Here is a 25,343-nt window from a genome sequence, read left to right on the forward strand (position 1 = left end):
GGTGAGGCGCTCGTCCAGCGCGCCCGGCTCGAAACCGGGCTGTCCGCCGCCCGGCTGACCGGAGAGGTGGCCCGCACCACCGGTCAGCTGCGGATGTTCGCCGAGGTGCTGGGCGAGGGCAGCTGGCACGGCGCCCGTATCGACCCCGCGCAGCCCGACCGCGCCCCGCAGCCGCGCGTCGACATCCGGCAGCGCCGCATCCCGCTGGGCCCGGTCGCCGTGTTCGGCGCGAGCAACTTCCCGCTCGCCTTCTCCGTCCTCGGCGGCGACACCGCGTCGGCCCTGGCCGCCGGCTGCCCCGTCGTCGTCAAGGCGCACGAGGCACACCTCGGCACCTCCGAGCTGGCCGCCCGCGCCATCCGTGCCGCCATCGCCGACACCGGCCTGCCCGAGGGCGTCTTCTCGCTGCTCGTCGGCGCGGGGCACGACACCGGGACCCGGCTGGTGACCGATCCGCGCATCCAGGCCGTCGGCTTCACCGGTTCCCGCAGGGCGGGCCGGGCGCTGGTACGGGCCGCCGCCGAGCGTCCCGTGCCCATCCCGGTGTACGCGGAGATGAGCAGCGTCAATCCGGTCGTGCTCCTGCCCGGCGCGCTCGCCGAACGCCCGGAGGAACTGGCCGACGCGTTCGCCGAGTCGCTCGTGCTGGGCGCGGGCCAGTTCTGCACCAACCCCGGGCTCGTGCTCGCCGTCGAGGGCGATGGGTTCGACGCCTTCGCGGCACGTGCTGCCGGCGCCATCGACGGCAACGCCGGCGGCACCATGCTCACGACCGGCATCGCGGAGTCCTACCGGCGGGAGACGGAAGCGGTGGGCGCACGGCCCGGCGTCCGGGTCCTGGCGCGCGGTGCGCAGCCGGACACCGCGAGCGCCGGCCGGTCCCTGCTCATGGCCGTGGACGGTGACGATTTCCGTGCCGACCCGGAGCTGCAGCGCGAGATGTTCGGCGCGGCCTCGCTGCTGATCCGCTGCCGCGACCTGAAGCACGTCACCGAGGTACTCGAAGCGCTGGAGGGACAGCTCACGGCCACCGTGCACACCGCGGACACCGATCTCGACGCCGCGCGCGCACTGCTGCCGGTGCTCGAACGCCGGGCCGGGCGCGTGCTGTTCAACGGCTGGCCCACCGGCGTGGAAGTCGGCCACGCCATGGTCCACGGCGGCCCGTACCCGGCCACCTCCGACGCCCGCACCACCTCGGTGGGCTCCCTGGCCATCGAACGCTTCCTGCGCCCCGTCGCCTACCAGAACGTCCCCGACGCCCTCCTCCCCCCGCCCCTCCAGGACGCCAACCCGTACCGCATCCCCCGCCGCATCGACGGCAGGCTCGACCTCGGCTGACCGCGCCCCCCGACAGCCGGGAACGCCCGCCCCCGCCGCCGAGCGGGGGCGGGCGCCGCATTGTGCGCAGGCACACCGGTACGGCGTGTCCGACCGCTGGACGCCGCCGTCCTGCTGCTGCACGCTCGGTGCAGGACCTCTATCGGGCGCGCGCGGGCCGTGCCGCGCGGGCCGCGACAGCGATCGCGCCACCGGGGGAACCATGGCCGTCGAACCGCAGCAGCAGGAGAGCCGGGCGCCGGTCGTGGACGCCACGCTGGGGATCGAGGTGCCGCACAGGTGGCGGGGTGAGCCGCGGCACCGGCTCGTCGCCGTCGGGGACTCGCTCGCGCAGGGGTTCCAGAGCGGGGCCGTCTTCCGCACGGAGCTCTCCTTCCCCGCGCTCATCGCGTACGAGATGGGCTGGGCCCGGCACTTCCGGCAGGCGTCCTTCCACGGTCTGGGCGGGCTCCCGCTCAACATCGAGCTGCTCCTGCGCGACCTCGAGGCGCACTACGGGCGGGAGGTGGACTGGTGGGAGGCGGCCCCGGCGCTCTTCCGGGCGCACCGGTTCATGGACCGGGTGGAGGACTACTGGGAGCGCGGGCCCGGCACGGTGGTGCCCCGGACCACCGCCGTGCACCACAACCTGGCGGCCTTCGGCTGGGACCTGCGGGACGCGCTGGCCAAGTCCGCCGACGTGTGCCGCCGGACGATCAGCGCCCCCACCGACAACCTGCTCGACCAGGTGGTGGAGCACGCGGCCGAGCGTGCCGCGTTGCGCGTGCTGCCGGCCTTCCCGCCGGAGGCCGGCGCGCTGACGCAACTGGGCGCGGTGCGGAAGCTCGGTGACGAGGTGGGTGCGACCGACCCGGAGCACGGCATCGAGACGCTGATCGTATTCCTCGGCGCCAACAACGCCCTTCCTGTGGTCACCCGGCTGCGCGTCGTCTGGAGCGGTGACGGCTACGACGACCCGGCGCGCAAGGAAGCGTTCACCGTGTGGCGGCCCGAGCACTTCACGGCCGAACTGCGGCTGCTTGCCCAGGAGGTGCGTGCCGTCAAGGTGCGGCACGTGATCTGGTGCACCGTGCCGCACGTGACGATCGCGCCGCTCGCGCGCGGCGTCGGCGGCAAGACCCGCCCGGGCTCCGCGTACTTCCCGTACTACACCCGGCCCTGGATCGGCGACCGGGACTTCGACCCGCGCCAGGACCCGCACATCACGGGGCAGCAGGCCCAGGACGTCGACCGGGCCATCGACCGGTACAACGACGCGATCACCGCGGAGGTCCGGCAGGCCCGGCAGGACGGCAAGGACTGGTACCTCCTCGACACGGCCGGCCTCCTGGACCGTCTCGCCGCCCGCCGGTACGCCGACGATCCGCTCGCCCGCCCCGAGTGGTGGCAGCCGTACGTGCTGCCGCCGCGGTTGCAGGCCCTCACCCCGCCGCCCAACACGCACTTCCTCGCCGGCGACGGCGAACGGCGCGTCGACGGGGGCCTGTTCTCGCTGGACGGCATCCATCCGACCACCGTCGCCTACGGCATCCTCGCCCAGGAGACGATCAACGTGATGCGGCTGGCGAACGTCGAGTTCCGCCGTCCGGACGAGAAGACGCCGCGCCCCGACCCCGTGCTCGTCGACTTCGACCGCCTCATCCGCCACGACACACTCATCAACCACCCACCGGGCAACCTGACCCAGGGCCTGGCCGTCCTGGGCTGGGCCGACCAGGCCCTGGACCTGGTACGGCGCGTGCTGCGGCTCTGACCGGCCCGGGCAGTGCGCTGCGCATCGGCAGTGCGCTGAGCGTCGGCAGTGTGCTGCGCGTCACGTCGGAGGTGCGGAACTCCTGCGCCGGGCGGGCCGACTCCTGGACCGGCTCGCCTCCGGGCGGCCGTACCGTCACCGCGACCAGGAGATCCGCACATGCCCCTCACCACCGCGTCCCGCACTCCGGGAGAGGACCAGGAGGACCCGGCGGGAAGGCCGCCCGCCGGCCGGTCCGTCCGCTCCGCCCTGCGGCCGCTCGTCCTGCGGCTGCATTTCTACGCGGGGGTGTGCGTCGCGCCGTTCCTGCTCGTCGCGGCCGTGACCGGCCTGCTGTACGCCTGCTCCTTCCAGGCCGAGAAGGTCGTGTACGCCCATGAGCTGCGCGTTCCCGTCGGCACGAGCGAGCTGCCCGTCGCGCGGCAGGTGGCCGCTGCCCGCACGGCCCATCCGGAGGGGAAGGTCAGCGCGGTCCGGCCGTCGCCGGAGCCCGGCGCGACGACGCGCGTACTGCTGTCCGGAGTGCCGGGCGTGGCGTCCGGCCATACGCTCGCCGTCTTCGTGAACCCGTACACCGCCGAGGTGCGCGGGGCGCTGGAGCAGTACGGATCCACCGGCGCGCTGCCGCTGCGCACCTGGATCGACGAGTTCCACCGCGATCTGCACCTCGGTGGAGTGGGTCGTCTCTACAGCGAGTTCGCGGCGAGCTGGCTGTGGGTGATCACGGGCGGCGGACTGCTGCTGTGGTGCGGGCGGCGCCGGTCACAGCGCCGGGTCCGTGGTGTGTCCGGCCGTCGCCGGGCCCTGTCGCTGCACGGTGCGGTGGGCGTCTGGGCGGCGGCCGGCCTGTTCTTCCTCTCGGCGACCGGTCTGACCTGGTCGGCGTATGCGGGCGCGCACATCAGCGACCTGCGGGACGCGCTCGGCCAGGCGACGCCCGCGGTGTCGGCGGCCGCGGCGCCGGGCGGGGAGCACGCGGGTCACGACATGTCCGCCGGACACGGTGGACACGGTGGGCACGACATGCGGAACATGCCGATGCATGGTGGTGGCACGGGTGGCGACGTCGGTCTTGACGCCGTGCTGAAGGCCGCGCGCGGCGAGGGGCTGTCGGACCCGGTGGAGATCGTGCCGCCGGCCGGCGACTCGTCCGCGTACGTCGTGCAGCAGATCGGGCGCAGCTGGCCGGAGAAGCAGGACGCGGTCGCGGTCGATCCGGGCAGCGGCGAGGTCACCGACGTGGTGCGGTTCGCCGACTACCCGGTGCTCGCGAAGCTCACCCGGTGGGGCGTCGACGCACACACCGGCACGCTGTTCGGCCTGGTCAATCAGGTGGTGCTCGCGGCGCTGGCGCTCGCGCTGGTCGTGCTGATCCTCCTGGGGTACCGCATGTGGTGGCAGCGCGGCCGCGGCACCGCCTTCGGACGTCCGGTGCCCCGCGGCGCGTGGCGCAACGTCCCGCTGCGCCTGGGGCTTCCGCTCGCGGCGGCCGTCGCCGTACTGGGCTGGTTCGTGCCGCTGCTGGGCATTCCGCTGGTGGTCTTCCTGGTGGCGGACATCGCGCTGGGCGCGGTCGCACGCCGAAGCGCGCGGGGCGACCGGGGCGCTTCCGCGGCGGCCGGCTGACGGGCGCGAGGCGGGACCGGCCGAGCCGGGGCGGTACGGGCGGCGGGCCACGGTGCGTCCCGGCCCGCCGCCGCACACCCCACGCCACGCGCCGCACACCCCACACCGCACGGCCCGCTCTCCAGGATCAGGCGTCCTCGGCATGCAGCAGCCCCGGCAGGTCGGCCAGTACGGCCGGGACGCGGGCGGGCGGGATGCCGCCGCCCTGGGCGGTGTCCGGTGTGCCGCCGCCGCGGCCGCCGAGGAGCCGCTTGACCAGGGCCGAGGCGTTCAGGCCGGTCTCGCGGGCCCGCTCATTGAGCGTCAGGACGAGGACGCCGTCCGCGGTGGCCACCGCCGCCGCGCCGGGCCGGTCCGCGGGGAGGCGGTCGCGGACCGCGCGGGCCAGGGCGCGGGCCTCGTCGGGTGTGCCGTCGACGGTCGTGGTGACGAGGGCGATGCGGCCGGTGCCGGTCGCGGCGGCGGCCAGTTCGGCCGCGCGGGCCGCCGTGGCGCGTGCCTTGAGCCGGGCGTTCTCGCGGTCGGCGGCCTTGAGCCGGTCCAGCAACCCCGCGATGCGGTCGGGCAGTTCGGCGCGCGGCGCGTTCAGCTGCTCGGCGATCCGCGTGACCAGGTCGCGCTCGCGGGCCAGGTAGCCGAAGCCCTCGAGGCCGACGGCGGCCTCCAGCCTGCGCATCCCGGCGCCGACCGAGGACTCCGCCGTCAGCGCGACCGTACCGATCTGGGAGGCGTGCTCCACGTGTGTGCCGCCGCACAGCTCGCGCGACCAGGCGCCGCCGATCTCCACGACCCGCACCTGCTCGCCGTACGTCTCGTCGAACAGGGTCAGCGCGCCCAGCTCCTTGGCCTGCGGCAGGGTCATCCAGCGGACGTCGACGGGCAGGTCGCGGCGGAGGGCGCGGTTGGCGCACTCCTCGATCTCGCCGCGGACGGCCGGGGCGAGGGCGCCGCGCCAGGGGAAGTCCAGACGCAGGTAGCCGGGCCGGTTGTAGGAGCCGGACTGCAGCGCGGTGGGGCCGAGGACCTCGCGCAGCGCGGCGTGCAGGACGTGGGTGCCGGAGTGGGCCTGGCGGGCGCCGAGCCGCCATTCGGGGTCGACGGCGGCCACCACCGCGTCGTCCACGGCGAGCTCGCCCGCGGTGATCCGGACCTGATGGGTGATCAGTCCGGTCAACGGGCGCTGTACGTCGAGGACTTCGGCCTCGGCCGAGGCGCCGGAGACCGTACCGGCGTCGCTGTCCTGGCCGCCGGACTCGGCGTAGAACGGGGAGCGGTCCAGGACGAGCGTGACGATATCGCCCTCGCGGGCTGCCGGTACGGGGCCCGCGGTGCCCAGCAGGGCCAGTACCCGGGACTCGGTGGTCAGGGTGTGCCAGGCGCGCCAGTCGGTGGGGCCGTGCGCGTCGAGCACGGTGCGCAGTGCGGAGGTGTCGGCGGCGGCGCCGGACTTCCGGGCGCGGGCATCGGCGCGGGCACGCTCGCGCTGTTCGGTCATCAGCGCGGTGAAGCCCTCGCGGTCCACCTCCACGCCCTGCTCGGCGGCCATCTCCAGGGTGAGGTCGATGGGGAAGCCGTAGGTGTCGTGCAGCAGGAACGCCTGCTGCCCCGGCAGCAGGCGCCCGCCCTCGGCCTTCACCTTGGCCACCGCTGTGTCCAGGACGGTGGTGCCCTGCTTGAGGGTGGTGCGGAAGGCGTCCTCCTCGCCCTGCGCGCGGTCGGCGATGCGCGCGAAACCCTCGGCCACCTCGGGGTAACCGGGCGCCATGCAGTCGCGGGCGACGGGCAGCAGCTCGGGGAGGGCCGGGTCGGCGAAGCCGAGCTGCCGCATGGCGCGGACGGAGCGGCGCAGGATGCGGCGGAGGACGTAGCCGCGTCCTTCGTTGCCGGGTGTGGTGCCGTCGGCGAGCAGCATCAGCGCGGTGCGGACGTGGTCGGCGACGACGCGCAGGCGTACGTCGTCCTCGGGCGAGGCGCCGTACCGTACGCCGGCGAGTTCGGCGGCGCGGTCGAGGACCGGGCGGGTCTCGTCCGTCTCGTACAGGTTGTCCCTGCCCTGGAGGAGGGTGGCCATCCGCTCCAGGCCGAGACCGGTGTCGATGTTGCGGCGGGGCAGTTCGCCGAGGATCGGGTAGCCGGACTTGCCGGGGCCCTCACCGCGCTCGTACTGCATGAAGACGAGGTTCCAGAACTCCATGTAGCGGTCCTCGTCGGCCTCCGGACCGCCCTCGCGGCCGAACGCCGGGCCCCGGTCGTAGTACAGCTCGGAGGACGGGCCGCAGGGCCCTGGCACGCCCATGGACCAGAAGTTGTCCTCATCGCCGCGTCCCACGATCCGCTCGTCGGGCAGTCCGGCGATGCGGCGCCAGAGGTCGCGTGCCTCGGCGTCGGTGTGGTGGACGGTGACCCAGATCCGGTCCGGGTCCAGGCCGAAGCCGCCCCGGTCCTGTGGGGTGGTCGACAGTTCCCAGGCGAGGGCGACGGCCTCCTCCTTGAAGTAGTCGCCGAAGGAGAAGTTGCCGCACATCTGGAAGAACGAGCCGTGCCGGGTGGTTCGGCCGACCTCGTCGATGTCCAGGGTGCGCACGCACTTCTGGACGCTGGTGGCGCGCGGCCAGGGCGCGGGCTGCTCGCCGGTCAGGTACGGCTTGAAGGGCACCATCCCGGCGTTGACGAAGAGCAGGGTGGGGTCGGGGGTGGGCAGCGGCGCGCTGGGCACGACCGGGTGGCCGCGGGCGGCGAAGAAGTCGAGGAAGCGGCGGCGGATGTCGGCGGTGCGCAAGGCGGGCTCCGGAGCGGTCGGTGGTCGAAGGGCGGGCGGGGCTGTCGTCCGGCCTCACGCCGCCGCGGGGGCGGCCGTGCGGGCGAGCGGTGTCAGTGCGGCGTACTCCAGCGGTGCGGAGGGGTCGACGGACAGCTCCAGCGGGGCCGGCTCGGCGCCGGAGCGGACCAGCAGGTCGCCGACGGCGGCGATCATCGCGCCGTTGTCGGTGCAGAGGGTCATGGCCGGGACGCGCAGTTCGACGCCGGCCGCGGCGCAGCGCTCCTCCGCGAGGGCGCGGACCCGGGAGTTGGCGGCCACGCCGCCCACCACGATCAGCGTGCGCACGTCGTACGCGCGGCAGGCCGCGAGCGCCTTCCGTGTCAGTACGTCCGCGACCGCCTCCTGCAGGGCAGCGGCGCCGTCGGCGACCGGCGGCTCCTGGCCGCGCTGCCGACAGCCCTCTGCCCAGCGCGCCGCGGCCGTCTTCAGCCCGGAGAAGGAGAAGGCGTACGGGTCGTCGCCGGGCCGGGTGAGCGGCCGCGGGAAGGCGACGGCGCGCGGGTCGCCGTTCCGCGCCGCCCGGTCGATGGCGGGGCCGCCCGGGTACGGCAGGCCCAGGATGCGGGCCACCTTGTCGAAGCACTCGCCCGCCGCGTCGTCGAGCGTGTCGCCCAGGTGCAGGATCGGCTCGCGCACCAGGTCCCGGACGAGCAGCAGGGAGGTGTGGCCGCCGGAGACGATGAGTACGACGCAGGGCTCGGGCAGCGGGCCGTGCTCCAGGGTGTCGGCGGCGACGTGGCCGGCCAGGTGGTGCACGCCGTGGAGGGGCAGCCCTGCGGCGTACGCGAGGGACTTGGCACCGGCGAGGCCGACCTGGAGGGCGCCGGAGAGGCCAGGGCCCGTGGTGACGGCGACCGCGTCGATCTGGCTCAGCCGCAGTTCCGCCTGGTCCAGGGCGCGCCTGACGGCGGGGCCGAAGGACTCCAGGTGCGCGCGGGCGGCGATCTCCGGGACGACGCCGCCGAACCGTGCGTGCTCGGTCATGCTCGACGCGACCACGTGGGCGAGCAGCTTGCCGGCCCGCACGATGCCCACGCCGGTCTCGTCGCACGACGACTCGATGCCCAGGACCACCGGTGCACCCATGCCTCACTCCTTCTGCCCTTTTGCCTCAATGCTGCACTTGCAATATATGTGCAATAAGAGTCACGGCGCATGCGTGGGCTTCCCTCGCTTCCCGCCCCGCGGCGCCGGAAACGCGAATGCGAGGATGAGACGCCATGGATGCCGGTGGGTGTTGTCGCGCGGTGCGGGCTGCGGTCTTCGCGGCCGTCTGCGTGCTGCTCGCCGCCGCCGGCCACGTACTGATGTCCGGCCTGCCGCTGCCGTGGTGGGCACTTGCCGCCGGAGCCGCGGCGGCCGGCGGCACGGCCTGGTGCCTGGCCGGCCGTGAGCGCGGCCTCCCCCTGGTCGTCTCCGTGGCGGTGGCCGCGCAAGGGGTACTGCACACGGCGTTCTCCCTGGCCCAGACGGCGGACGGCCCGCCGGCGCCGACGCACGCCATGCACCACGACATGAGCCACAGCATGCGTCATGGCATGCCTCATGGCATGGCACACGACATGGCCGGCATGTCGTCCACCGGCATGTTCGCCGCCCACCTGCTGGCCGCCGTCCTCTGCGGCCTGTGGCTCGCGTACGGCGAGCGCGCCGCCTTCCGCATCCTGCGCACCCTCGCCGGCTGGTTCGCCGCCCCGCTGCGGCTGCTGCTCGTGCTGCCCGTACCGCCGCGGCGCCCGCGCATCCGCGCGCGCCGCGCCCGGACGGTCCGTGCGCCGCGCCGGCTCCTCCTCGTCCACGTCCTCACCACCCGGGGCCCGCCGGCCGGGACCGCTGTCGTCTGACAGCCGGCTCCCCGACGCCGTACCGGGCCCAGCGCCCGGCCGGCCCGGGCACCGGCCGCCCGCGCGCCCTCGCCTCCGTGCGTCCGCGCGCGCCCGGCCGTTCCCTTCACCGGACCCGCCGGTGGTTCCCCCTGCCCGGTGCGCTCGCACCCGCGCGGAGCTCCGCCCGTGCCGGTCCGGATTCCGGTTCTTTCGAGAAGGACACGAGGACACCAGGTGATGACCCCTGCCCTGCGCGCCGCGCGCGACGAGGCGATCACGGCCTGGGCGCTGGACGCGCGCGCCGGCGACCCCGAGGCCATCGAACAGTTCGTACGAGCCCTGCAACGGGACGTGCGCCGGTACGTCACGTACCTCGGCGGCGATCCGCAGGCCGCCGACGACCTCACTCAGGACACGTTCCTGCGGGCGCTGAAGAGCCTGCACCGCTTCGAGGGCCGCTCCTCGGCGCGGGCCTGGCTGCTGGCCATCGCGCGGCGCGCGGTGGTCGACAGCCTCCGGCACGCCGCGACGCGCCCGCGTCTCGCGGACACCGACGACTGGCAGTCCGCCGCCGAGCGCGCGCAGGCCCGTGGCCTGCCGGGCTTCGAGGACGGCGTCGCGCTCGCCGACCTGCTGGCCGCACTGCCCGACGAGCGCCGCGAGGCGTTCGTCCTCACGCAGCTGGTGGGGCTGCCGTACGCGGAAGCGGCGGCGCTCAGCAACTGCCCGGTGGGGACGGTGCGTTCCCGGGTGGCCCGCGCCCGCACCTCGCTGGTGGCGGCGCTGCACGACGCCGACCGGCCGCCCCTGGCAGCCGCAGCGGCCTGACCCCGCCCGACGCACACCGAGGGCCGCCCCCGCGTACCGGCCGGGCGGCGGCCCTCGGCCGTGCGCCCTCCCGTACCGCGGCGTCCTCCTCACGGAGCGCCGCGGAAATCACGGGCGGCGCTGCGGCGGCGTGCGTGAGACTGTCCGGATGACCACGGACATGCCGCTGACCACAGACGTCCGCGTACGACGGGCCCGCACTGCCGATGTCCCCGAACTCGCCCGGCTGCGTTGGGCGTTCAAGGAGGAGGACCACGACGGCGCGCCGCCGGCCACTGCCCGGCCGGTGCGGGAGGCCGAGGAGTGGATACGGGAACGGCTCGCCGGCGGCCGCTGGCCGGCCTGGGTGGCCGAGTGCGGGGGCGAGGTCTGCGGCCACGTCTTCCTGCACCTGGTCGAGCGGGTGCCCGAGCCGTACGAGGACAACACGCCGGTCGGCTACGTGACGAACTTCTACGTCGTACCGTCCCGGCGCGATCGAGGGCTCGGGACCGCCCTCCTCGACGCCCTGCGGCTCCACGCCCGGCGCGCGGGGACGGACGTCCTCATCGTCTGGCCGTCCGAGCGCAGCGCCCCGCTCTACCGCCGGGCCGGCTTCCGGCCCTCGCCCGAACTGCTGGAAGCACGGTGACGACCAGCGAGGCGGCCCCGGCCACCAGGAAGGAGAGCAGTACGGCGGGCACCGCGAGGTCCCGGGCGACGGCGGCGACCAGGCTGAGGATGCCGGCGGTCTCCGGCGCGACGGGCCACCGTCGTGGCGTGGGCCACCACTGGCGAGACACCCTCACGCACGCCCCGCACCGGCAGAAGGCGTCCCAGGCCGGCACCTTGCCGCCCTGAGGGCCGGCGGAGCCGGTCTCTGCGGAGCCGGCTTAGGGCGAGACCGCGCGCAGGACGTCGACGAGCGCCCGCACCGCGGGGCGCTGCCCGGCCGTGGAGCGGAACACCACGACGATGTGCCGTTCGAGCCGCTCTTTCAGGCGCAGTACGGCGAAGCGCGAGGCCCGCAGGCTGAGCATCAACTCCGTCACCGTGCTCACGCCGATGCCGGCCTCCACCAGCGCGAGCGTGGCCGCGGTGTCCGTCACCTCGTGCTGGACGTCCGGCTCGACGCCGGCCCGGCGGCAGGCGGTGCGTACGGCACGGCCGTAGTAGCTGGTGGCCGAGGGCAGGATCCACCCCAGGTGCTGGGTCTCGGTGAGGGACACCTGCGTACGGCCGGGCAGCCACCCCTCCGGGACCGCGAGCGAGAACCGCTCCCGGTGCAGCGGCACCACCCGCAGCGACGGGTCCCGCGGAATGGGCACGTCCGGGTAGTCCAGGCCGAGCGCCAGGTCGACGCCGCCGGAGGCGACGGCGTCGTACACCTCGTCCACGTCCATGTCGCGGCTGTGCACGGCCAGTTCCGGGTGGGCCGTACGGACCCGCCGCAGGGCCGGCGGCAGGATCTCGGCGGCCGCGGTGGCGAACAGGCCGACGCGCAGCACCCCGGAGATCTCGTTGCGGCTGCGCTCCAGCGCCTCGACCGCCTCCGCCTCGGTCAGCAGCATCCGCTCGGCGTGGCGGGCCAGGGTCCGTCCCGCGTCGGTCAGTTCCACCCGCCGCCCCACCCGCTGCAGCAGCGCCATGCCCGTGGCCTTCTCCAGCGCGGCGATCTGCTGGGAGACGCCGCCCGGGGTGTACCCCAGCGCCTCGGCCACGGCGGTGATGGTGCCGCGCCTGGTCAGCTCGACCAGGGACCGCAGTTGGGAACTCGTCCAGTCCATGGGGAGCACCTCACCATATAGAGATCCTGATGAATCAGGTGCAGCAACTGTTCATGGACGTCAACGGTCGGGTTGCGCCACGATGTCGGGCAGACAGCTGATCAGCACTCTCCGCCCTGCACTGCGCCCCACACCGAGCCATGCACGGAAGGGATCGGCCCTTGTCCTCCTCCTCGGTCTGCGCCGCCCGCCCCACCGTTCCGCCGGCCGCCGACGTCGTGATCGTCGGCGGTGGCGTCATGGGTACCAGCACCGCCTTCCACCTGGCCGAAGCCGGGGTCCGCAACATCGTCGTGGTCGAGCGCGGCGATCTCGGCTGCGGCAGCTCGGGCAAGCCGATCGGCGGGGTGCGCGCCCATTTCTCCGACCCGCTGAACATCGCGCTCGGCAGCCGGAGCCTGCGCGCCTATCAGGACTTTCCGCACCGCCCCGGTGCGGACATCCGCCTCGACACGGTCGGCTACCTCTTCCTGCTCACCACCGACGAACAGGCCGCCGGCTTCGAGGAGAGCGTGCGGACGCAGAACGGGCTCGGCGTGCCCAGCCGTATGGTCACGCCCGAAGAGGCCCGCCGGCTCTGCCCGTACGTCACCACCGAAGGGCTGGTGGCCGCCGTCTTCTCCCCCACCGACGGCCACGCCCGCCCCGGACTGGTGGTACGCGGCTACGCCGACGCCGCGGCCCGCTCCGGCGTCGTCTTCGCCACGCACACCGCGGTGACCGGTCTCGGCACGTCCGGCGACCGGGTCACGGCCGTGCACACCGACCGCGGCTCGATCGCCTGCGCCACCGTCGTCTGCACGGCGGGCGCCTGGTCGCGGCAGGTCGGTGACATGGCGGGCATCGACCTGCCGGTACGCCCCGTCCGGCGCCAGCTCGCCGTCACCCGGCCGCTCGCTCCCCCGGCGCCCCGCATACCGTTCACCATCGACTTCACCTCCTCCGCCTACTTCCACAACAGTGACGACGGGCTGCTGTTCGGCCTGGCCGACCCGCGCGAACGGGACGGCTTCGACACCACCTGGACCCCGGACTGGCTCCCGCTCTTCCGGGGCGCGGCGCGGCGCCGCGCCCCCGCGCTGGCCGACATGGAGATCGCCGACGGCTGGGCCGGGCTGTACGAGGTCACCCCGGACCACAACGCATTGATCGGGCGCTCCGGCGAGCTGTCCAACTTCCTGTACGCCACCGGGTTTTCCGGGCACGGCTTCCTGCAGGCACCCGCCGTCGGCGAGATCGTGCGCGACCTGTACCTGGACCGCACGCCGTTCGTCGACGTCTCTCCCCTCAGCGCCGACCGCTTCCGGGCCGGGGCCGGCATCCGCCCCGAGGCCCACGTGGTGTGATCCGTGACCGACCGCCCGAGGCAGTCCCCGATGGAAAGGCAGACCCACCGATGATCAGCCAGTGGCAGCTGCGCGCCGCCTTCGCCGCCCGCCTCTCGGACATGTACGGCCGGGAAGTCCCCGCGTACACCACGCTCGTGGACGTCTCGCGCGAGGTGAACGAGGACGTGCTGCGCGACCGGGGCGCCGACGCCGAACGGCTCGGCTCCATCGGCCGGGTGACGGCGGAGCGGCACGGCGCCGTCCGCGTCGGCACACCGCAGGAGATGCAGCAGGTCGCCCGCGTCTTCGGCGCGCTCGGCATGCATCCGGTCGGCTTCTACGACCTGCGGGAGGCGGCCGCCAGCGCGGTACCCGTCGTGTCGACCGCGTTCCGCCCGGTGGACGGCGAGGAGCTGGCCCGCAACCCGTTCCGCGTCTTCACCTCCATGCTCACCCCCGCCGACCCGCGGTTCTTCGACGCCGGGCTGCGCTCCCGCCTGGAGACCTTCCTCGCGGGGCGTGAGCTGTTCCCGCCCGAACTGCTCGCGCTGGCCGACCGGGCCGAGGCCGCGAAGGAGCTACCCGACGAGGACGCCGAGCGGTTCCTCGAACTCGCCGTCGGCGCCTTCGAGCTGTCCCCCGAGCCGGTCGACAAGACGTGGTACGAGACGCTGGAGAAGGTCTCCGCCGTCGCCGCCGACATCGGCGGCGTACGCAGCACCCACATCAACCACCTCACCCCGCGCGTCCTCGACATCGACGCGCTGTACCGGCGGATGACCGAGCGCGGCATCGAGATGATCGACACCATCCAGGGCCCGCCCGCCTGGAAGGGGCCCGACGTCCTGCTGCGCCAGACGTCCTTCCGGGCGCTGGCCGAACCCCGGGCCATGCGCACCCCGGCCGGCAGTGTGATCAGCGGCGCGCTGCGGGTGCGGTTCGGCGAGGTCGAGGCGCGCGGCATCGCCCTCACCCGCGAGGGCCGGGCCCGCTACGACCGGCTGCTCGGCCTGGTCGACGAGGAGGCCGCACGCCGGGCGGACGCCGACCGGAGCGAGATCGCCCGCGCGCTGTGGGCCGAGCACTTCCCGGACACCGAGCGGGCGCTCGCCGCGGAGGGGCTGGGGTACTTCACCTACCGGGTGCCAGCGGACCGCCCGCGGACCGGCGGTCGCCCGCCCGCCGCCCTCGCCGGCCTGCTCGACCAGGGCTGGATCGAGGCCGAACCGATCGTCTACGAGGACTTCCTGCCGCGCTCGGCGGCCGGCATCTTCCAGTCCAACCTCAGCGACGAGGGCTCCCGGGACAACGACCAAGCGGGCGCCGCGTACGACAGCGACTGGCTCTCCGGCGCCATCGGCCGGGAGGTCCTGGACCCGTTCGCGCTGTACGAGCGGCAGCAGCAGCACTCCCTCGTCCGCGTCGCCCGAGAGCTGGGGCTCGACGGCACGCCCGGCTGATCCTCCCGGCACCTGTACCCGTACCACGCGACGACCAAGGAGCATCATGACCACTGCCGGCGCCTCCGCCCTGCCCAGCACCGACGACCTGCGCGCACGCGCCCGTACGAGCATCGACCGGATCGGCGTCGCCCTGCCCGGCGGGGACGACTTCGCGGCCCGGACGCCCCTCACCGGCGAGGACCTGTTCGGGCTGCGGGCCACCACCGCCGACGAGGCCGACGAGGCCATCGCCGCCTCCCACGCGGCCTTCCTCGGCTGGCGCACCACGCCTGCGCCCCGGCGCGGCGAACTCGTGCGTCGGCTGGGCGAGTTGCTGCGTACGCACAAGGGTGACCTGGCCGACCTCGTCACCATCGAGGCGGGCAAGATCCGCTCGGAGGCGCTGGGCGAGGTCCAGGAGATGATCGACATCTGTGACTTCGCCGTGGGTCTGTCGCGGCAGCTGTACGGGCGCACCATCGCCTCCGAGCGCCCCGGGCACCGCCTCGCGGAGACCTGGCACCCGCTCGGCGTGGTGGGTGTCATCTCCGCGTTCAACTTCCCCGCCGCCGTCTGGTCGTGGAACACCGCCGTGGCCCTGGTCTGCGGCGACACCGTGGTGTGGAAGCCGTCCGAGCTCACCCCGCTGGTCTCGCTCGCCTGCGACCGGCTGCTGGCCCGGGCGGCCGAGGACGTGGGAGCCCCGCGCGACGTGCACCGGCTGCTCCTCGGCGACCGTGCCGTGGGCGAGCGGCTGGTGGACGACCCGCGCGTCGCGCTCGTCAGCGCCACCGGCTCCACCCGGATGGGCCGCGAGGTCGGCCCGCGCGTCGCGGCCCGCTTCGGCCGCAGCCTGCTGGAACTCGGCGGCAACAACGCCGCCGTCGTCGCCCCCTCCGCCGACCTCGACCTCGCCGTCCAGGGCATCGTCTTCGCCGCCGCCGGCACCGCGGGCCAGCGCTGCACCACCCTGCGCCGGCTCATCGTCCACCGCGACATCGCCGACACACTCCTCGCGCGGCTCACCGCCGCGTATCAGAAGCTGCCCATCGGCGACCCGTTCGACGAGACCACGCTCGTCGGGCCGCTCATCTCGCCCGCGGCCCTGGACGCCATGCAGGACGCCGTTGCCCGGGCACAGGCGGCGGGCGGCAAGGTCCTCGCGGGCGGCAACCGGCGCCTGGCCGACGCGGCGCCCGGTGCCGCCTACGCCGAGCCGGTCATCGTGCGCGTGGACGAGCAGTCGGACGTGGTCCGCACGGAGACGTTCGCGCCGGTGCTGTACGTCCTGACGTACGACACCCTGGACGAGGCCATCGCGCTGCACAACGACGTCCCGCAGGGCCTCTCGTCCAGCATCTTCACCCGTGATCAGCAGGAGGCCGAGCGCTTCCTCTCCGCCGAGGGCTCCGACTGCGGCATCGCCAACGTCAACATCGGCACCTCCGGCGCGGAGATCGGAGGTGCCTTCGGCGGCGAGAAGGAGACCGGCGGCGGCCGCGAGTCCGGCTCCGACGCCTGGCGCGCCTACATGCGCCGGGCCACCAACACCATCAACTACTCCAGCCACCTCGCCCTGGCCCAGAACGTCAGCTTCCTGTAGACACCTCGTACGCGAGTTGTACAGGCTCAGCTGTACAGCTGAGCCTGTACGCTTTACCGTGGGCCGTATGAGCGGGAACCCGAACCTGTCCGCCTCGGCGGTCGAGGCATCGCGCCAGGTCCGTGCGGTCATCAGCCGGCTGCGGCGGCGCATCCTGAACGCCTCCGAGGTCCACGAGCTCACTCTGAGCCAGGCCACCGTCCTGACCCGGCTGTCCGGCATGGAGGGCGTCTCCGCCAGCGAGCTCGCCGCCGCCGAGGGGATGCGGCACCAGTCGATGACGGCCACGGTCTCCGCGCTCGCCTCGCTGGGGCTGGTGGAACGCAGCCCCGACCCCCACGACAGGCGGCGCATGCTGATCACGCTGACCGACGAGGGCCGCCGCCGGGTGGCGGAGGGTCGGCGGTCCCGCGCGGAATGGCTCGCCGCGCAGTTCCAGGACCGGTGCACGGAGGAAGAACGCCGGACGGTGCTCGCCGCCATGGCCGTACTGGAGCGGCTGACCCGTGACTGACGCGACGACGGGGATACGGAAGACGGACCGGCCGGGCTTCGACCGGCGGCTGCTGCCGCCGATGCTGCTCGGCTCGGTCCTGAACCCGGTCAACTCCACCATCATCTCCGTCGCGCTCGTCCCCATCGGCAGGGCACTGGGCGCCCCGGCCTCGCAGACCGCGTGGCTGGTGTCCGCGCTGTACCTGGCCACCTCGCTCGGGCAGCCGGTGGTGGGCCGGCTGATCGACATCTTCGGCCCGCGCAGGCTCTTCCTGATCAGCACGGCCCTCGTCGGCGTCGCCGGTGTCGTCGGCACCCTGGCACCGAACCTGGGCGTACTGATCGCCGCGCGCGTCCTGCTCGGCTTCGGCACCTGCGCGGGCTACCCCGCCGCGATGGCACTGCTGCGCAGCGAGGCCGAGCGCACCGGCCGGGACAGTCCCGGCGGGGTGCTGACGGCGCTGGCGGTCGCCAACCAGACCATCGCCGTGATCGGTCCGCTGCTGGGCGGCCTGCTGATCGCCGCGGGCGGCTGGCGCGCCACCTTCGCGCTGAACGTGCCGCTGGCCGTCGCCGCCGTACTGCTGGGCCTGTGGCGGCTGCCCAGGCCGGCCGGCACCGGCGGGGCCCCGCGGCGTGGGCAGTCGGCCGCCCGGCTCGACCTGCCCGGCATGGGCCTGTTCGCCGCGATGCTCGTCTCGCTGCTGCTGTTCCTGATGAACCTTCATCTGCGCGACGGGTACCTGCTGGTGATCGCCGCGGTGGCGGCGGCCGCCTTCACGGTACGGGAGTTGCGGGCCGCCACCCCCTTCATCGACCTGCGGGTGCTCGGCGGCAACACACCGCTGCTGGCCACGTACGGCCGCGCGCTGGTCGCCTACGTCGTGGCCTACGCCTTCCTGTACGGGTTCAGTCAGTGGACCGAGGAGGGTTACGGGCTGACGCCGTTCCACGCCGGGCTGGTGCAGATCCCGATGTTCCTGGTGGCGATCGGTGTGTCCCTCGTCTCCGGGCGCCGCAGGAGCGTACGCGGGAAACTGCTCCTCGGCGCCGCCGGGCAGATCGTCGCCTGCCTGCTGATCCTCACGCTCACCGGCGGCAGCCCGCTGTGGATGCTGCTGCTCGTCGCCCTGGTCTTCGGCGTCCCGCAGGGCCTGAACAACCTGGCCCTGCAGAACTCCGTCTACTTCCAGGCCGATCCGGAGCGCACCGCCTCCTCCGCCGGGCTGCTGCGCACCTTCGCCTACATCGGCTCGATGGTGGCCTCCTCGGCGACCGCCGCGTCGTTCGGACAGCGCGCCGACACCGGCGGTGTGCACCAGCTCGCGTGGGTGATGCTCGGCGCCGGCGTGCTCTACCTCCTGCTCACCGTGTTCGACCGCACACTCGGCCGCACGGCCACGGCGGACGCCCCGGCAGCGAAGTAGCCCTTCCCCGCCTCCGGACGTCCACGGGCAGCAGGGCGGTGCGGGACATGGCGGTCGTCACCCGTCCGGCCCGGCGCGGGTCATGACCTGCCGCCGCACGGGCACTGGTACGGGCGGACACCCGTGAGCCCCGCGTGGCGTCGCAGCCGGCGCGCGGGCCGAGGCAAGGAGTTGATCGTGACTGTCCAGGTGGCACCGGGCACGGTGGTCGTCTACACGGACGTGGCATGCGCGTGGTCGACGGTGGGTCTCGCCCGCCTGTACGCGGCACGCAAGCGAGCCGGTGCCGAGGGCCGGCTCCGCGTCGACCACCGCCTCTTCCTGCTGGAGGACGTCAACCGCTTCCCGATCCCCAAGCGCTTCCTGGACGCGGAGATCCCGGTGGTCGGGCCGCTCGCCCCGGAGCTGGAGTTCCGGATGTGGCAGCGGGACCCGTCGGCCTGGCCGGTGACCGTCGCCCCCGCGAACGAGGCCGTGCACGCCGCGAAGGCCCAGTCGTACGAGGCGGCCGAGCAGCTGGACATGGCGCTGCGGCTGGCGTTCTTCCGCGACAGCCGGTGCATCGCGCTGCATCACGAGATCCTGGACGTCGCCGCCGGGTGCGCCGCCGTCGACACCGACGCGCTCGCCGAGGCCCTCGACACGGGCAGCGCCCGCGGCCCGATGATGCGCGACTACCGCGCCCACCGCGAGCAGGTGCAGGGCAGCCCGCACTACTTCCTGCCCGACGGCTCCGACGTCCACAGTCCGGGCATCTCCCTGCGCTGGGAGGGCGACCCGGGGTCCGGGTACCCGGTGGTCGAGCACGACGATCCGGGCGCCTTCGACGCGCTGGTTCGCCGCGCCCTGTCCTGACCTCCTATCCTGCGCCCCCGGTGGTTGTGTGATGCCGTACGTCCGTGGTGGAGGAGCGAGCGATGGGTACGTCGACGGGGGCCGCGGGAGCGGCGGAGCTGCGGCGCCGGCTGGGCGTGCGCGATGCCGTGCTGATCGGGCTGGGGTCGATGCTCGGCGCCGGCATCTTCGCCGCGCTCGCACCGGCCGCTGCCGCCGCCGGTTCCGGGCTGCTGCCGGCCATGGCGGTGGCCGCGGTGGTGGCGTACTGCAACGCCACCTCCTCCGCCCGGCTGGCCGCGCGCTACCCGCAGTCCGGCGGTACCTACGTCTACGGCCGCGAACGGCTCGGTGACTTCTGGGGCTACCTGGCCGGATGGGGCTTCGTGGTCGGCAAGACCGCCTCCTGCGCGGCGATGGCCCTGACGGTCGGCTCGTACGTGTGGCCGGGCCAGGCGCACGCGGTGGCGGTCGCCGCGGTGGTGGCGCTGACCGCGGTGAACTACCTCGGCGTACAGAAGTCCGCCTGGCTGACCAGGGGAATCGTCGCGGCCGTGCTGGCGGTGCTCGCGGCGGTGGTGGTCGCCTGCCTGGGCAGTGGCACGGCCGGTGCCGCGCGGCTGGCCATCGGCGCCGACACCACGGCGGGCGGTGTGCTCCAGGCGGCCGGGCTGCTGTTCTTCGCGTTCGCCGGGTACGCCCGCATCGCCACCCTCGGCGAGGAGGTCCGCGATCCCCGGCGCACCATCCCGCGCGCGATCCCGCTGGCCCTGGGCATCGCGCTGGTGGCCTACGCGGCCGTCGCGGTGGCGGTCCTCGCGGTGCTCGGCCCGGACCGGCTCGCCGGCGCCGCCGCACCGCTCTCCGAGGCCGTGCGCGCGGCCGGCGTGCCGGGCCTGGCCCCGGTGGTGCGGGCGGGCGCAGCCGTCGCGGCGCTGGGCTCGCTGCTGGCGCTGTTGCTCGGCGTCTCGCGCACGACGCTGGCGATGGCCCGCGACCGGCATCTGCCGCACGTGCTGGCCGCCGTCCATCCGCGCTACCGGGTACCGCACCGGGCCGAGCTGGTGATCGGTGCGGTGGTCGCGGTGCTGGCGGCCACCATGGACGTGCGCGGCGCCATCGGCTTCTCTTCCTTCGGGGTGCTGGCGTACTACGCCGTCGCCAACGCCTCCGCCTGGACGCTCGGCCCCGACGAGGGGCGGCCGGCCCGGATCGTGCCGGCCGTCGGCGCCGCGGGGTGCCTGGCCCTGGCCTTCGCCCTGCCGTTGACCTCGGTGCTGTGGGGTGCCGCTGTCATGGCGCTCGGCGCCGCGGTGTACGGCCTGCGCAAGGCGGTGTCCCGCCGCCACCGGCCCCTGTGACGACGGCAGTTACCAGCGCTGACGCCTTGTCAGCTACGGCTTCCGCCGCACCCCCGACGCATCGTCACCTTCAGGGCCGGCCGGCCGTACCGTAAACCCGCCGTGCCCGTCGAAGCGCACCTCGTACACCGCGTCGAACCCGTCGGCGCGGGTCGGTTCGCGGAGCCGCTCGGCGGTGGCACGGACGCCGACCTCCGGGACCCGGTCCCGGCCCTGCCGTGCGGCGTTGCGCCGCAGGGAGCCCGCGAGGTCGGGCGGGAACCAGTACGCGGTCACCGTCGCACCATGGGCGCGGCCGACGGCCACCAGCGGCTCCCACTCCTCCGGAGCGGGGTTGGTGTTGTCGACCGCCACCGGCCTGCCCTCCTCCAGTGCCTCCGCCACCTGGCGCAGCTGCCGCCGCTGCTTGTTCCGGGCGGAGCGCGGGAAGAGGTCCTTGCTGACCAGCGCGTACCGGCCGGCCAGACACTGCGCGTAGAAGGTCGACTTCCCCGCCGCCTGCAGCCCGACCAGCACGGACACGTCCACCGGCCCGTCCCCTGCCGCGTCGTCTCCCGCCATGTTCGTACGTACTCCCTTCGGATGAGCCCCGGTTTGGCGCCGCCCCGCCCGGCAACCCGCGGAAGTGCGGAACGGAGGAGGTGCCGGGCATGCCGACACAGGAACAGATACTCCGTCTACTGATAGCCGGCATCGGATACGAGGAAGCCGCCAGGCTCCTCGGGGTACCGGCCGGGCTGGCCTACCGGATAGCGACCAGCTTCCCGGTGGCCCGCTCCGTCACCCACGATGCCACCGGCGGACGGCTGACGGGCCGGAGCGACGGCGACCTGCCGGACTGACCCGCCGAATGCGGTGCCCCTATGATGCAGACACCACTTCGTCCATGATCAATAAGGGGCATGTGAAGGTGCAGGACACCCCGGCCGCCGCCTCGGGCGCCGCCTCATGACGTCGGCGCTCGTCGTCGGCGGCGGGCCCAACGGCCTCACCGCCGCCGCGCTGCTGGCGAAGAGCGGGGTGCGGGTCACCCTGCTGGAGGCCGCCGACGAGGTCGGCGGCGGCACCCGCAGCGACGAGGCCCTGCTGCCGGGACTGCTGCACGACCACTGCTCGGCGATCCACCCGATGGCGGTCACGTCCCCCGCGCTGCGCTCCCTCGGACTGGAACGGCACGGGCTGCGCTGGCGCCTGCCCGAGGTCGACTGCGTCCATCCGCTGGACGACGGCTCGGCAGGCGTGCTGCTGCGTTCCGTCGAGGAGACCGCCCGCCTGCTCGGCGCCGACGCGGCCCGGTACCGGGCGCTGATGGCCCCGGCCCGGCGGTGGGAAGCGCTCGCCGAGGACGTCATGGGCCCGCTGCTGGCGGTTCCCTCGCATCCGCTGCTGCTCGCGCGGTTCGGCGCGCCCACCACGCTGCCCGCCGGCCTCCTCGGCCGCTTCTTCCGCACCCCGCAGGCCAGGGCCCTGTGGGCCGGAGTCGCGGCACACGCGCTGCGCCCGCTCTCCCAGCCGTTCAGCTCGGCCATCGGCCTCGGGCTGCTCACCGCCGGGCACCGCGCGGGCTGGGCCGTCGCCGAGGGCGGGTCGCAGGCCATCGCCCGCAGCCTGGAGAAGGTGCTGCGCGCGCACGGCGGCGAGGTGCACACCGGTGTGCGCGTCACCGACGCGGCGCAGCTGCCGCCCGCCGACGTCACCCTCCTCGACCTGGACCCCGGCCAGGTGGCCCGCATCTACGGTGACCGGCTGCCCGGCCGCACCCGGGCCGCGTACGGGCGGTTCCGCCGCGGCCCCGGCGCGTACAAGGTCGACCTGGCCGTCGAGGGCGGCGTGCCGTGGACCAACGCGCACGCGCGGCGCGCCGGTACGGTGCACCTCGGCGGCACACTGCCGGAGATCGCGCGCGCCGAGCGGGAGGTGGCGGCCGGGCGGATGCCGGAGCGGCCCTTCGTCCTCGTCTGCCAGCAGTACCTCGCCGACCCGTCCCGCTCCGCGGGGAACGTGCACCCCGTGTGGACGTACGCGCACGTCCCGCACGGTTACGACGGTGTCGCCACCGAGGCCGTCCTGCGCCAGCTGGAACGCTTCGCGCCGGGCACCCGGGAACGCGTCGTCGGCATGCGGGTCACCCGGCCCGCCGACTTCGCCGCCGCCAACCCCAACTTCGCCGGCGGTGACATCCTCACCGGCGCGGAGACGGTCCCCCGCCTCGTCTTCGGGGCGCGGCCCACGTCCGACCCGTACTCCACGGGGCTGCCCGGGGTGTTCCTGTGCTCGGCCGCCACTCCCCCGGGACCCGGCGCGCACGGCATGTGCGGTGCGGGCGCGGCGCGGTCGGCACTGCGGCACCTCGGCGTCGCACCGGGCTGAGGTTCAGCGGCCGGTACGGTCGGCCAGCCGTTCCGCCCGATCGGCCGCGCGGTCCGCGGCGCGGCGTGCCTCGCGCGTCGCCCGTTCGGCCTTCCGCAGCCGGTCGTCGGCCGTACGGCGGGCCGCCCGTGCGTCCTTCTCCTCGCGCTCGGCGTCCTTGAGCAGGTCCTTGAGCTCGGCGATCCGCCGCTCGGCCCGCTGCCGCCGGTCCTCGGCCTCCGCCCGCTCCCGCCGCGCCGCGCCGAGCGCGTCCTCCTGGGAGTGGAGTGCGCTCTCGGCCTCCTCCGCTTCCTGCCGCGCGCGCCGCGCCTCCTCCCGCCGCGCACGGCGTTCCCGCGCGGCGGCCAGGTCGGCCACGCGGCTGGGGGTGGACGCGCTGTCGCGGGACTTGGCGGGGGTCTTGCCTGGGGACTTGCCGGGCGCCTTGGCCGACTTCCTGGCCGCCTTCCCCGTCGCCCTCCCGGCCGGTTCCTTCCCGGCCGGTTCCTCAGCGGTCGGTTCCTCAGCGGCCTGTTCCTTCGTGGCCTTCCCGGAGGCCTTCTCCTTCGGCTGCTTGCCCGGCTTCTGCGTGGTTTCCTGCGTGGGTTTCTTCGTCGGCTTCTGCGTGGGTTTCCGCGTTGGCTTCTGCGTTGGTTCCTCGGTGCGGTCGGCGGGCGGCGGGGGCGGTACCGTTCCGCCGGCCAGGGGGAAGCCGGTCGGGGCCGGCAGGGCACGGGTGAGCCGGCCCTCGGCCCACTGCCGGGCGGCCTCGGGGTCGGCGAGTACCGCGTGCAGGGTGCCGGCCACCTCGCGCTGCGCCGCCTCGCCGAGGCGCTGCCCGGCCGCCGCTGCCACCTGCTGCGCCTGCCGGGTGAGCGCGGAGACCAGCTGCCGCTGCCGTGCGGACAGCTCCCGCAGCCGCGCGCCGTCCAGGTTCCGGTGGGCGCGCCGCATCTCCTCCCCCAGCTCCAGCAGCGGGCCGACCTCGTCGGGCCGCTCCCGTACCAGGAGGTTCCCGGCCCACGCCGCCACCGTCGGGCGCCGCAGCCGGCGGATGTCGGCCGCCAGCCCACGGTCACCTGCCTCCCGGGCCTTCTTGGCGCGTGCGTCGCGGGCGGCGGTGAACTCGCCCGGCGACAGCCCGTACAGCTCGTCGGCCACCGCGTCCAGCTCCACCAGACCTCCTGCCTGCGCGCCGTTGCCGCCGGCGCGGGCGCGGGGCACGCGCGGCGGTCAGCCGTTGGGTACCGGTTCCGTCCCCAGGTGGTCGAGGAGCTGGAGACGGTGCAGCTCCGCCACGGGGGCGAGCAGATCGGGGTGGCGCAGCAGCGCCGCGGCCGCGTGGTCGCCCGTGTCGGGGGCGGTCAGGCGCCGGAACTCGACCGGCGCCTGCCGCAGGTGCGAGGAGCCGGCGAGGGCGTCCACCGCTGCGGCCGCCAGCTCCGGATCGCCGAGCAGCGCGGCCGCCCAGCTCGCGACGACCTCGTCCACCCAGGTGCGCCATGCCTCCTCCGCACCGTCCGCGCCGTCCGCACCGTCCTGGCCGGACGCGTCCGCGCCCGTCAGCCAGTCCAGCCGGCCCGATCCGCCCGGCCCGGCCATCATGACCAGCTCGACGTCCATCGGGGTGGGGTACCGCAGCCACGCCGCGACCGTCACGGCCTGGCGCGCCTGTGCCTCCGCGAGCGCGGCGCTCATGGGGCCACCGCCCGACGGGTACGCACGGGTCAGCCACTGGGCCGTCGCCGCGATCAGCGGAGAGAGGTCTGCGGGCATTGCTGGGCCGTCCGGGTACGGAAGGGGGCGAAGAACCCGGAAACGGTATCCCCGCCCCTTCCGGCCCGGAAATGGCGCACATCACGACGGACGGGTGGCTTTCGCCACGGGGAAAGCCATCGCCCGCGGTGCCGTACCGCGGTGCGCCAGTGGTCCGGCCCGCGGCCCGGTCGTGCGTCAGTGGTCCTTCCCGCGGCCCGAGAGGGCGTCGCGGGCCCGGTCGACGAGGCCGGCGCCGGGGGCCAGGATCTTGTTCGCCGGCGGGCCCGAGGGGGCGGCGGGGTGCGAACGGGTGGGCGCCGTCTTCTTCGCCTGCCGGACCTTCTCGCCCAGCTCGGCGAGTTCCTCGGCGCTCGCGCCGCGGCGCAGCGCGGGGAAGAGGTTGTTCTCCTCGTCCTCGACGTGGCTGCGGATCTCGTTCATGAGCGTCCTCGTGAGCCGGTCGAACGCCGGCTCGTCGGCCCGGCAGCTCTCCAGTTCCTTCATGGTGCGCTCGGCCGCGGTGTGGTCCTCGATCTCCTTGTCGGCGATGCTGTCGCCGTCCGGCACGCAGCGGCGCACCGCCGGGTAGAGGTGCATCTCCTCGGCGATGGAGTGGCGTACCAATTCGATGGTCACCTGGTCGGCGAGTTCCTTGCGCTGCGGGTCGCCGGCCGGCAGCGCCTCGATCCGGGCGAACATCTCCTCGACTTCCCGGTGATCGGTGGTCAGCTCCTGGATGACGTCTCCGCCGTGCCCCATGTCCGCTCCTCGCTCGCCTTCGAGTG

22 protein-coding genes are annotated in these 25,343 nt (G+C 74.5%); 15 read left to right on the forward strand and 7 right to left on the reverse strand.

Annotated features, from left to right (window positions below; translation table 11 throughout):
• The 3 genes from C3486_RS24975 to C3486_RS24985 form a co-directional block, all read left to right on the forward strand.
• Positions 1–1,341, forward strand: a 1,341-nt coding sequence (locus C3486_RS24975; RefSeq protein ID WP_103835011.1) for an aldehyde dehydrogenase (NADP(+)), incomplete at its 5' end; no start/stop codon positions are given.
• Positions 1,342–1,543: 202 nt separating this feature from the next.
• Complete coding sequence (locus tag C3486_RS24980; protein ID WP_103835012.1) at positions 1,544–3,094, forward strand: hypothetical protein; 1,551 nt, start codon at positions 1,544–1,546, stop codon at positions 3,092–3,094.
• A gap of 159 nt (positions 3,095–3,253) precedes the next feature.
• On the forward strand, positions 3,254–4,720 hold the full coding sequence (locus tag C3486_RS24985) for a PepSY domain-containing protein (protein WP_103835013.1): 1,467 nt from the start codon (positions 3,254–3,256) through the stop codon (positions 4,718–4,720).
• A 127-nt stretch (positions 4,721–4,847) separates the two neighbouring features.
• On the opposite strand, the gene alaS is transcribed toward C3486_RS24985, so the two are convergent.
• Positions 4,848–7,499: an alanine--tRNA ligase gene (gene alaS / locus C3486_RS24990; RefSeq protein ID WP_103835014.1), complete on the reverse strand. Its 2,652-nt coding sequence runs from the start codon at positions 7,497–7,499 to the stop codon at positions 4,848–4,850.
• 54 nt (positions 7,500–7,553) lie between these two features.
• Positions 7,554–8,627 carry a tRNA (adenosine(37)-N6)-threonylcarbamoyltransferase complex transferase subunit TsaD gene (tsaD, locus tag C3486_RS24995; protein WP_103835015.1) on the reverse strand — a complete coding sequence of 358 codons (1,074 nt, stop codon included), beginning with the start codon at positions 8,625–8,627 and terminating at the stop codon, positions 7,554–7,556.
• 134 nt (positions 8,628–8,761) lie between these two features.
• Between tsaD and C3486_RS25000 the strand changes: the two genes are divergently transcribed.
• From C3486_RS25000 to C3486_RS25010, 3 genes are all read left to right on the forward strand, one after another.
• On the forward strand, positions 8,762–9,385 hold the full coding sequence (locus tag C3486_RS25000) for a hypothetical protein (RefSeq protein ID WP_103835016.1): 624 nt from the start codon (positions 8,762–8,764) through the stop codon (positions 9,383–9,385).
• 219 nt (positions 9,386–9,604) lie between these two features.
• Positions 9,605–10,195 carry a sigma-70 family RNA polymerase sigma factor gene (locus C3486_RS25005; RefSeq protein WP_103835017.1) on the forward strand — a complete coding sequence of 197 codons (591 nt, stop codon included), beginning with the start codon at positions 9,605–9,607 and terminating at the stop codon, positions 10,193–10,195.
• A gap of 148 nt (positions 10,196–10,343) precedes the next feature.
• On the forward strand, positions 10,344–10,826 hold the full coding sequence (locus tag C3486_RS25010) for a GNAT family N-acetyltransferase (RefSeq protein ID WP_258052981.1): 483 nt from the start codon (positions 10,344–10,346) through the stop codon (positions 10,824–10,826).
• A gap of 241 nt (positions 10,827–11,067) precedes the next feature.
• On the opposite strand, the gene C3486_RS25020 is transcribed toward C3486_RS25010, so the two are convergent.
• Positions 11,068–11,961: a LysR family transcriptional regulator gene (locus C3486_RS25020; RefSeq protein ID WP_103835019.1), complete on the reverse strand. Its 894-nt coding sequence runs from the start codon at positions 11,959–11,961 to the stop codon at positions 11,068–11,070.
• Between the two features lie 140 nt (positions 11,962–12,101).
• On the opposite strand from C3486_RS25020, the gene C3486_RS25025 reads away from it, so the two are divergent.
• From C3486_RS25025 to C3486_RS25055, 7 genes are all read left to right on the forward strand, one after another.
• On the forward strand, positions 12,102–13,307 hold the full coding sequence (locus C3486_RS25025; RefSeq protein ID WP_103835020.1) for an FAD-binding oxidoreductase: 1,206 nt from the start codon (positions 12,102–12,104) through the stop codon (positions 13,305–13,307).
• Positions 13,308–13,357: 50 nt separating this feature from the next.
• Positions 13,358–14,749 (forward strand): 2-oxoadipate dioxygenase/decarboxylase family protein, encoded by a 1,392-nt coding sequence (locus C3486_RS25030; RefSeq protein WP_103835021.1) that lies wholly within the window; start codon positions 13,358–13,360, stop codon positions 14,747–14,749.
• A 46-nt stretch (positions 14,750–14,795) separates the two neighbouring features.
• Entirely contained in the window at positions 14,796–16,334 is a 1,539-nt protein-coding gene (locus C3486_RS25035; protein ID WP_103835022.1) for an aldehyde dehydrogenase family protein, read from the forward strand.
• A gap of 67 nt (positions 16,335–16,401) precedes the next feature.
• On the forward strand, positions 16,402–16,848 hold the full coding sequence (locus C3486_RS25040; protein ID WP_103835023.1) for a MarR family winged helix-turn-helix transcriptional regulator: 447 nt from the start codon (positions 16,402–16,404) through the stop codon (positions 16,846–16,848).
• Between the two features lie 61 nt (positions 16,849–16,909).
• Positions 16,910–18,256 carry an MFS transporter gene (locus tag C3486_RS25045; RefSeq protein WP_181138684.1) on the forward strand — a complete coding sequence of 449 codons (1,347 nt, stop codon included), beginning with the start codon at positions 16,910–16,912 and terminating at the stop codon, positions 18,254–18,256.
• Between the two features lie 177 nt (positions 18,257–18,433).
• Positions 18,434–19,111: a DsbA family protein gene (locus C3486_RS25050; protein ID WP_103835025.1), complete on the forward strand. Its 678-nt coding sequence runs from the start codon at positions 18,434–18,436 to the stop codon at positions 19,109–19,111.
• A gap of 62 nt (positions 19,112–19,173) precedes the next feature.
• The gene (locus tag C3486_RS25055) at positions 19,174–20,451 is read left to right on the forward strand and encodes an APC family permease (RefSeq protein WP_103835026.1); all 1,278 of its coding nucleotides are present in this window, start codon (positions 19,174–19,176) and stop codon (positions 20,449–20,451) included.
• Positions 20,452–20,484: 33 nt separating this feature from the next.
• Here C3486_RS25055 and C3486_RS25060 read toward each other — a convergent pair whose 3' ends face one another.
• Positions 20,485–21,012, reverse strand: coding sequence for an ATP-binding protein (locus tag C3486_RS25060; protein ID WP_103835027.1), 528 nt, complete (start codon positions 21,010–21,012; stop codon positions 20,485–20,487).
• Positions 21,013–21,101: 89 nt separating this feature from the next.
• Between C3486_RS25060 and C3486_RS25065 the strand changes: the two genes are divergently transcribed.
• Positions 21,102–21,293 carry a hypothetical protein gene (locus C3486_RS25065; protein WP_103835028.1) on the forward strand — a complete coding sequence of 64 codons (192 nt, stop codon included), beginning with the start codon at positions 21,102–21,104 and terminating at the stop codon, positions 21,291–21,293.
• A gap of 106 nt (positions 21,294–21,399) precedes the next feature.
• Complete coding sequence (locus tag C3486_RS25070) at positions 21,400–22,821, forward strand: NAD(P)/FAD-dependent oxidoreductase (protein WP_103835029.1); 1,422 nt, start codon at positions 21,400–21,402, stop codon at positions 22,819–22,821.
• A 3-nt stretch (positions 22,822–22,824) separates the two neighbouring features.
• Here C3486_RS25070 and C3486_RS25075 read toward each other — a convergent pair whose 3' ends face one another.
• The 3 genes from C3486_RS25075 to C3486_RS25085 form a co-directional block, all read right to left on the reverse strand.
• Entirely contained in the window at positions 22,825–24,024 is a 1,200-nt protein-coding gene (locus tag C3486_RS25075; protein WP_146075054.1) for a hypothetical protein, read from the reverse strand.
• A 9-nt stretch (positions 24,025–24,033) separates the two neighbouring features.
• Positions 24,034–24,576, reverse strand: coding sequence for a hypothetical protein (locus C3486_RS25080; RefSeq protein ID WP_103835031.1), 543 nt, complete (start codon positions 24,574–24,576; stop codon positions 24,034–24,036).
• 177 nt (positions 24,577–24,753) lie between these two features.
• Positions 24,754–25,317: a hemerythrin domain-containing protein gene (locus tag C3486_RS25085; protein WP_103835032.1), complete on the reverse strand. Its 564-nt coding sequence runs from the start codon at positions 25,315–25,317 to the stop codon at positions 24,754–24,756.
• Positions 25,318–25,343 lie beyond the last annotated feature (26 nt).

The sequence above is a fragment of the Streptomyces sp. Ru73 genome (genome assembly GCF_002920575.1).
Taxonomy (GTDB): domain Bacteria; phylum Actinomycetota; class Actinomycetes; order Streptomycetales; family Streptomycetaceae; genus Streptomyces.